The sequence below is a fragment of the Reyranella sp. genome, from assembly GCF_030651995.1.
In the GTDB taxonomy this organism is placed as follows: Bacteria; Pseudomonadota; Alphaproteobacteria; order Reyranellales; family Reyranellaceae; genus Reyranella.
Genome location: NZ_JAUSBN010000001.1, coordinates 1 through 8,142 on the forward strand (window position 1 = coordinate 1; position 8,142 = coordinate 8,142).

6 protein-coding genes, 3 tRNA genes and 2 pseudogenes are annotated in these 8,142 nt (G+C 64.8%); 4 read left to right on the forward strand and 7 right to left on the reverse strand.

All coding sequences use genetic code 11. From position 1 onward, the window contains the following. The 3 genes and pseudogenes from Q7V45_RS00005 to Q7V45_RS00015 form a co-directional block, all read right to left on the reverse strand. Positions 1–248: pseudogene (locus Q7V45_RS00005) on the reverse strand (GTP-binding protein); the annotation flags it as partial. Positions 249–315: 67 nt separating this feature from the next. After that, positions 316–389: transfer RNA gene (locus tag Q7V45_RS00010), tRNA-Gly, on the reverse strand. Between the two features lie 36 nt (positions 390–425). Then, a tRNA-Tyr gene (locus Q7V45_RS00015) sits at positions 426–512 on the reverse strand. A 199-nt stretch (positions 513–711) separates the two neighbouring features. Between Q7V45_RS00015 and rlmB the strand changes: the two genes are divergently transcribed. The 3 genes from rlmB (at position 712) to Q7V45_RS00030 (ending at position 2,943) form a co-directional block, all read left to right on the forward strand. Further along, positions 712–1,473 carry a 23S rRNA (guanosine(2251)-2'-O)-methyltransferase RlmB gene (gene rlmB / locus Q7V45_RS00020; RefSeq protein ID WP_304844992.1) on the forward strand — a complete coding sequence of 254 codons (762 nt, stop codon included), beginning with the start codon at positions 712–714 and terminating at the stop codon, positions 1,471–1,473. Between the two features lie 61 nt (positions 1,474–1,534). Further along, positions 1,535–1,609, forward strand: a tRNA-Thr gene (locus Q7V45_RS00025). 272 nt (positions 1,610–1,881) lie between these two features. Further along, positions 1,882–2,943: a sulfotransferase family 2 domain-containing protein gene (locus Q7V45_RS00030; RefSeq protein WP_304844995.1), complete on the forward strand. Its 1,062-nt coding sequence runs from the start codon at positions 1,882–1,884 to the stop codon at positions 2,941–2,943. Here Q7V45_RS00030 and Q7V45_RS00035 read toward each other — a convergent pair. From Q7V45_RS00035 to Q7V45_RS00045, 3 genes are all read right to left on the reverse strand, one after another. After that, positions 2,933–3,727 carry a glycosyltransferase family 2 protein gene (locus tag Q7V45_RS00035; RefSeq protein WP_304844998.1) on the reverse strand — a complete coding sequence of 265 codons (795 nt, stop codon included), beginning with the start codon at positions 3,725–3,727 and terminating at the stop codon, positions 2,933–2,935. The two genes, Q7V45_RS00030 and Q7V45_RS00035, sit on opposite strands and share 11 nt — an antisense overlap. 10 nt (positions 3,728–3,737) lie before the next feature. Further along, positions 3,738–4,721 (reverse strand): UDP-glucose 4-epimerase GalE, encoded by a 984-nt coding sequence (gene galE, locus Q7V45_RS00040; protein ID WP_304845001.1) that lies wholly within the window; start codon positions 4,719–4,721, stop codon positions 3,738–3,740. A 64-nt stretch (positions 4,722–4,785) separates the two neighbouring features. Then, positions 4,786–6,540 (reverse strand): carbamoyltransferase C-terminal domain-containing protein, encoded by a 1,755-nt coding sequence (locus Q7V45_RS00045; protein WP_304845004.1) that lies wholly within the window; start codon positions 6,538–6,540, stop codon positions 4,786–4,788. A gap of 297 nt (positions 6,541–6,837) precedes the next feature. Here Q7V45_RS00045 and Q7V45_RS00050 point away from each other — a divergent pair, with 297 nt between their 5' ends. Further along, positions 6,838–7,863, forward strand: a complete 1,026-nt coding sequence (locus Q7V45_RS00050) for an NAD-dependent epimerase/dehydratase family protein (protein WP_304845006.1) — start codon at positions 6,838–6,840, stop codon at positions 7,861–7,863. Between the two features lie 65 nt (positions 7,864–7,928). On the opposite strand, the pseudogene Q7V45_RS00055 reads toward Q7V45_RS00050, so the two are convergent. After that, positions 7,929–8,142, reverse strand: a pseudogene (locus Q7V45_RS00055) (hypothetical protein); the annotation flags it as partial.

An 8,142-nucleotide genomic window follows, 5' to 3' on the forward strand; every position in this document is an offset into this window, starting at 1 on the left:
CCCGGGCAGTCCACGTGCGCATAGTGACGGTTCGCCGTCTCGTACTCCACGTGCGCCGTCGAGATCGTGATGCCGCGCTCGCGCTCTTCCGGAGCCTTGTCGATCTGGTCGTAGGCCGTGAACGTCGCGCCACCCGTCTTCGCCAGGATCTTCGTGATCGCCGCAGTCAACGACGTCTTGCCGTGATCGACGTGACCGATCGTTCCGATGTTGCAGTGCGGCTTGTTCCGCTCAAACTTCGCCTTCGACCTGGTGTCTCGACCCTCGGGCTGCTTTCAGACACAGAACGAACTAACTGGCCGACTTAGCCAAACCTGGAGCGGGTGAAGGGAATCGAACCCTCGTCGTAAGCTTGGAAGGCTTCTGCTCTACCATTGAGCTACACCCGCAACGCGCAAACAAAGCCGATCCCGCGCTATGGTCGATGGTGGAGGGGGAAGGATTCGAACCTTCGTAGACGCGAAGTCGGCAGATTTACAGTCTGCTGCCATTGACCGCTCGGCCACCCCTCCGTCCCAACCGGCATATACGGAAAAAGCCTGTAGGCGCGCGGGTTTACAGAACCTCCGGTTCGCGAGCAAGCACTTCCTTGCAAGCGAACGAAACATGAAGTTCCTGAGTGTGCCCAAAAGGCCCGGACTCCTGCCGCCCGTCACCCGGATTTGGCGGCCGGATTTGCCCCCATGGGCTCCGCACCATACAAGGCTCGCCATGGCCCCTCGTCCCAATCGTCCCCATCGTCAGTCCCGTACCGGCAACCAATCCATATGGATTTTCGGCCGTCACGCGGTGCTCGCCGCCCTCGCCAATCCCGACCGGCGCATCGAAAGGGTGTTCGCCACGAAGGAGATGGCCGACAACCACGCCGCCCAGATCGGCAAGACCGCCATGACCATCACCTCGCGCGAGGACCTGAACCAGCGCCTGCCCAACGGCGCCGTCCATCAGGGCATCGCGGCCCTCGTGGCGCCGCTGGAAGACCCTGCCATGGAAGACATCCTCGCCCGCTGTGGTGACAACGCCCTGGTCCTGGCGCTCGATCAGGTGAGCGATCCGCATAACGTCGGCGCCATCCTGCGCTCGGCTGCAGCCTTTGGGGCCGCAGGCGTGATCGTGACCGACCGCCACACCCCCTCAGACACCGGCACCCTGGCGAAGGCCGCCTCCGGGGCGCTTGAGATCGTGCCGCTGGTGCGCGCCGTCAACCTTGCCCGCGCGCTCGAGCAGCTCAAGGAAGCGGGGTTCTGGACCTACGGGCTGGCCGAGAGCGGCGATGCAAGCATTGGCGACCTCGACCTCAAGGGCCGGACCTGCATCGTGCTGGGGGCAGAAGGCGAAGGCTTGCGCCGCCTGACCACCGAGAAATGCGACCGGCTGGTGACGATTCCCACCAGCAATGCCCTCTCTGCGCTCAACGTTTCCAACGCCGCCGCCGTCGCGGCCTACGAATGGGCCCGTCAGCGACCGAAGTAGCGCGCCAAGTGGTGCAGAATCACTCGAGTTCGGTTATTAGTCCGCCGAAAGCAGGCGCAGGGCCGGGTTAGCACAGCGGTAGTGCAGCGGTTTTGTAAACCGAAGGTCGGGGGTTCGATCCCCTCACCCGGCACCAACCTTCCCTCGACCGTGGTTCGAGCACACGCGCGGGCCGGACACCACGGCCAGGATGCAGTGGGTTCCCCAGCCCATACTTTTCAATTCTAATTGTCACTGCAAATTGTTAGTCAATTGGCCTGACAAGTAGCCAACGGCCAGATTGATGCGCGTTCAACCAGCTGCCCCTTCTGAACCATGAGCCGAAGGCTCTGGCCCGCTCGGTGGTTCGCCCCAAGAGCCTCGGCGACGCGCGCTGCTTCGGAAGCGGCGGCCCCCCGAGAAGAAAATGTGGCGGCAGAGTCTCGACCCGACCTCGAGCCGAAGATCAAGGATGTCGTGTTCGTCCACATCCCCAAGGCGGCCGGTACCTCGATGCGCCATATGCTGTCGGCGTCGATGCCGACTGCCACCCAGGTTTTCGAGTACGGGGCCGACACGGCCACGCTGATCGCCGCGCAGCGGGCCACCGTGGATGCTTCGGAAAGTGGCGCCACCACCGCCATGATGTCCGGCAACATCATCGATGCTGTTGCGTCCGACTTCCGGACACCTGAGAAGATCGCCGCGCTGCGGGCTGAGGCGCCTCGGGGGCAGCGATTTCTGGTCAGCAGCCAGAAACCCATCCGTCACTGGACCGGCGCCTTTCACCCGGCATCCATGGTCACCTTCCTGCGCGATCCCGTCGAGCGCGTCGCCTCCAGTTATCGGATGCACGTCAGACAGAAGAGATTCACCGGTTCGTTTGCCGAATTCTATGAGTCACACGACCAAATCAATGTTCAGTGCCGGCAGCTGAGCGGAATGGACCTGCGTCGCCTGGGCTTTGTCGGGTTGTTTGAGTTCATGCCGGACATGGTCAGAGCCTTGTCCCGGCACCTTGGTGTGGAACTTCGGATGCGCCACGACAACGCCGCCGGCCGGACTCCCCGACCCAGAATCGACGCAGAGACCCGCTCCCGAATTCTTGCGCTCAATGAGGACGATCTCTGCCTCTATCGTCATGTCGAAGCCAACCTGGACTACTTCACGAACCATCGCGGGCGTCCCCCGAGCATCAGTTCCAGGCTCGCCCGCGGCAAGGTTTATCGGACGCAAGAAGGCGCCCTCCGAGGTTGGGCCCTGGCTCACGATCCGAACCAGCTGGCAACGATCGAAGTCCGGGTCGGCGGGCAAGCCGTTCAGCGCTGCTACGCCGATCAGTTTTTGCCCTGGCTCAAGAAGGTGACTCCCCACGGGGTTGGCGGCTTCGAGATCTGCTTGCCTGCAGGCTTGGCGGTGGGAAAAAGTCCAATTCGCGTGATGATCGCCGGGACGGAAAAGGACCTCGAAGGCTCTCCGCTTACCCTTTGACTGAACCAGACCGTGTCAGCGCCGACAGACGCCAGTCCAACAGTTCGAGCGCCAACAGGACTTCTGCCAGCAGGCGCTGGAAGGCGTAGAACCAGCCTGCCTTTCCGTCGAGGATCGCGCCTTTCGCGAACAGAACGTAGACCACCACGAGGATCGGCGCAGGCCAGCCCATCAGGCGTATCCGGTCGACGCGCCCCAGCCGTTCACGCGGGGTCTCGAGAAGGTGGGCCGCCTCCCGCGCTGCGTATTTGAGCTGCGAGGCCAGCCAGCGCGACAGTGGCTTGCGGTCGTCGTGATAGATCACGCTTTTGAGGGCCAAAACGCGTCCCTGCAGGCGGATGCGATGCCCGTGGCCCTCGTTCTCGTAGCGTGCCCCGCCGACGCGATAGAGCACGGTGCGCGGCGGGTAGAGCGTGCCGCGCAGGGCGTGCCCGTGGATGCGATAGACGAAGGCCGCCTTGTAGCCGGTGTCCTGGGGGGTGGGGTGAAGTCCTGCCAGTTCCGACACGAAGGTGTCGCTCAGCTCATAGTCGGCGTCGAGCGACAGGACCCAGTCGGTGCGGATGTGCGTCAGCCCGAAATTGCACTGCTCGGCGAAGCTGTCGAACGGCCGGTGGACGACCTCGATGCGCGGATCCTTCGCCAGTATCTCGAGCGTGCCGTCGGTGCTGCCGCTGTCGATCACGACGATGCGCCTGGCCCAGTCGAGCTTCGCCAGCGTCCGCCCGATGTTCTGGATTTCGTTGAAGGTGATCAGCAGCGGCGTGACGATGTCGCGGTCCATGGGCGGTGCCTCAGCGGCTCCGGGCCTGCATGGCGCCCGACCGGCTCACCGTCATCCAGGTCCAGGCCGTGCGGACGATGTCGTCGATCGACGAGTGGACCGGTGCCCAATCGAGTGCCTTGCGCGCCAGCGCCACGTCGGCCACCAGGATCGGGGGATCGCCGGCCCGCCGCGGCGCGTCGACGGTGCGGATCTCGCGGCCGGTGAGCGCCCGCGCCCGCGCGATCAGCTCGCCGATGCTGGCGCCCTGGCCGGCGCCGAGATTGCAGGCCTGGAAGCTGCCGGGCTTGCAGCGTGTCAGCGCCGCGACATGGGCGGCCGCCAGGTCGGTCACGTGGACATAGTCGCGAACGCAGGTCCCGTCCGGCGTGTCGTAGTCGGTGCCGAAGACGGAGATGTCCGGCCGGAGTCCCTGCGCGGCCTGCAGCACCAGCGGGATGATGTGGGTTTCCGGATCGTGCTCCTCGCCCAGCTCGCCCTCGGGATCGGCGCCGCCGGCATTGAAATAGCGCAGCGCCATGGCTCCGAGACCGTGCGCGGCACAGGCGTCGCGCAGGATCTGCTCGCCCATCAGCTTGGTGCGACCGTAGGTGTTGATAGGCTGCTGCAGCATGCCCTCGACGACCGGCAGACGGTCGGGAACGCCGTAGGTCGCGCAGCTGCTGGAGAACACGAGGGAGCCCACGTCGTGTTTCCGCATGACCTCGATCAGCGTGATCATGCCGGCCACGTTGGCGCGATAGTAGCGGATCGGTTCGACCATCGATTCGCCCACATAGGCCAAGGCGGCGAAGTTGATGACCGCTTCGGGCCTGTGCTCGCGGATGGCGGCACCGAGCGCCACGGGATCGTTGATGTCGCCCCGGACCAGCGGCCCCCACTTCACCGCCCAGGCATGGCCGGTGTGCAGGTTGTCGTAGACGACCGGCAGGTGGCCTGCGCGGGCGAGCGCCTTGCACGTATGCGAGCCGATATAGCCCGCGCCCCCTGCCACCAATACCCTCACTATGCCGTCCCCCGATCGGATGCCTTTTGGGCAGGATAGCTCAATTGCATGGCTAGCGCTGGATCAGCGTGTCGCCCAGCACGAGGACATCCATCTTGGTGCGCAGGAAGCAGTCGATCGCCTCCTCCGGCTTGCAGACCACCGGCTCGTTCTCGTTGAAGCTGGTGTTGAGCACGATCGGCACGCCGGTAAGGTCGCGAAACGCCGAGATCAGGCGCGCATAGCGCGGGTTGCCCGCCCAGGTCACGGTCTGCAGACGGCCGGTGCCGTCGACATGGGTGACGGCTGGAATCTCCTTCCGCCTTTCCTCGCGGATGCGGAAGACCTGCATCATGAATGGCACGTCGGCGTCGGTCTCGAACCAATCGGGCACCGCCTCGCGCAGGATCGAGGGGGCGAAGGGCCGGAAGGACTCCCGTCGCTTGATCTTGAGATTGAGGATGTCCTTCATGTCGGCGCGTCGCGGATCGCCCAGGATCGAGCGGTTTCCAAGGGCGCGCGGCCCCCATTCCAGGCGCCCCTGGAACCAGCCGATCACCTTGCCTTCGGAGATCGCCTGCGCCGTGTGGCGGCACAGCGTCGCTTCGTCGGCGATGCGCTCGATGCGGCAGCCCGCCGCGTCGAAGTCGGCGCGCCGCCGGGCGATGGCGGCGGCGATCTCGTCCGGTGTCGCCGAAGGCCCCCAGTAGGCATGGTCCATCACGAAGTGACGCTTGGCCGTCGCGCCGCCGGTCCTGTGCCAGGTCGCGAAGGCCGCACCGATCGCGCCCCCGGCATCGCCGCCCGCCGACTGGACGTAGAGCTTCCGGAACGGCGTGCGCTCCAGCACCTTGCCGTTGGCCACCGAATTGTAGGCACAGCCGCCCGCCAGCACGACGGCATCGGCGCCGTAGCGCGCATGCAGCGCGTTCAGCAGGTTGAAGAAGGCGTTCTCGTAGGTGACCTGGGCGGAGCGCGCGATGTCGCGGTGCTTGTCCTCCAGCGGTGCGGCGGGGTCGCGTGCCGGACCAAGCAGCTTCACGAGTTCGTCGCTCCACAAGCGGCCGCCCGACGGAATGCCGTCCTTCACCTGGTAGTTGGCGCCCTCGCCCGAGGCATGGCGGAAATAGCGCAGGTCGAGCGCGAAGGTCCCGTCGTTTCCGAGCCGGACGATCTCCTTCATCTGCTCGACGAACGACGGCTGGCCGTAGGGCGCGAGGCCCATGACCTTGTACTCGTCGCCGTAGTGCGGAAAGCCGATGAACTGCGTCATCGCCTCGTAGAAGACGCCCAGCGAATGCGGGAAATAGACCCGGCCGTCGACCGCCAGGGTGCCCCCCTCGCCCAGACCCCAGGCCGCGGAGGAAAAATCGCCGAACCCGTCGACCGAGACCGCCACGGCCTTGTCGTACGGAGAGACCAGGAAGGCCGACGCAAGATGGCAAAGGTGGTGCTCGACCGCGTGCGCCGTGCCGCGGAACTCCTGCTCCGGCAGGTGGCGCTTCAGATTGCCGGGGATATCGGCCCGCTCGCCGCGATTGCGCAGCCGGCTCACGACGTAACCCAGGCTCACCCCCGAGGTCAGTGCATAGACGAGCTTGCGCCAGCGGTTGGCCTTGTTGTCGCTGTTGACTGCGACATGGTCGACATCGCCCAGCGAAATTCCGGCCTCGCGCAGGCAGTAGCGGATCGATTCGCTGGGGAACCCGCCCCAATGCTTGATGCGGCGAAACCGCTCCTCTTCCACAGCGGCGACCAGTTCTCCATCCTTCACCAAGCAAGCGGCCGCGTCGGCGTGATAGGCGTTCAGGCCAAGGATGTAGGTCATGCGAGGGGATCGGACATCGGGAGAAAGTTACGCCTATGTGTTTGGTATAGATCAATTTTTACCAAGGACCACCTTTTTCACCGGCCTTGCAACTTCCCCTGTGTCGGCCTGCTGCAATGCCTCTGCGATGCGGCGACGGCTTGACGAGGCCGGCACTTCCTAGCAAACGGACACCCTCGCGCGGCCCTTCTACCCCCGGGGGCCCCGATCGCGTGCTCGATAGAGGCGCGGCGCCACCCTCGCAAGTCGTTGAAAAGTCGGATAAAACCCCTCGCTTCGATCGAAAGGCTTTCGTGCATGTCCAAGAATGATCTCGTCGTCGTGACCGGCGCCGGTGGCTTTATCGGCGGCCATCTGGTGAAGGTCCTGCAGCAGCGCGGGCACACCAAGATCCGCGCGGTCGACGTGAAGCCGCTCGAAGAATGGTACCAGAAGATCCCCGGCGTCGAGAACCAGGTGGGCGACCTTGCCCTGCTCGAGCCGTGCCGCAAGGCTGCCAAGGGTGCCGCCATGATCTACAACCTGGCCGCCGACATGGGCGGCATGGGCTTCATCGAGACCCACAAGGCCGAGTGCATGCTGTCGGTGCTGGTCAGCACCCACATGCTGGTCGCCGCCAAGGAAGCCGGCGTGCCGCGTTTCTTCTATTCCTCCTCGGCCTGCGTCTACAACGGCGACAAGCAGACCGACGCCAATGTCACGGCGCTGAAGGAAGAAGACGCCTACCCCGCCCTGCCGGAAGACGGCTACGGCTGGGAGAAGCTGTTCAGCGAACGTATGGCCCGCCACTATCGCGAGGACTACGGCATCGCCACCCGCGTAGCGCGCTACCACAACGTCTACGGTCCGGAAGGCACCTATGACGGCGGCCGAGAGAAGGCCCCGGCTGCGATGTGCCGCAAGGTCATCGCCGCCAAGCTCTCGGGCAAGCACGATATCGAGATCTGGGGCGACGGCGAGCAGACCCGTTCGTTCATGTACATCGACGACTGCACCGAGGGCACGATCAAGTTGGCGGAGAGCGACATCATCGAGCCGCTGAACATCGGCAGCGACGAGCTGGTCAGCATCAACACGCTGGTCGATGTCGTCGAGAAGATCGCCGGCATCAAGTTGAAGCGCAGCTACAAGCTCGACGCACCCAAGGGCGTGCGCGGCCGCAACAGCGACAACACGCTGATCAAGAAGCTGATGAACTGGGCCCCTTCCATCCGTCTCGAGGACGGCATGGAGAAGACCTACAAGTGGATCTACGACGAGATGACCTCGGGCAAGGCCTCGGTCGTCAACGCCCTGCCGAAGCAGGCCCTTGCGGCGCAGTAAGCCTTCGACAGATCAACGACGTCAAAGGCGCCGCGAAGGAGACTTCGCGGCGCTTTGCATTGGAGTTAACGGCCGATACCGCTCACGCCCCTGTTGCTTTTCAGCAGGTCGTCGAAGAAGGCGATGGTCTTGGTGAGGCCGTCGTCGAGGGCAACCTTGGGCTCCCACTTCAGCATGTCGCGCGCCAGGGTGATGTCCGGGCAGCGCTGCATCGGATCGTCGACCGGCAGCGGCTCGAACACGAGCCGGCTGCGGCCGCCGACCTTGTCCAGGATCTTC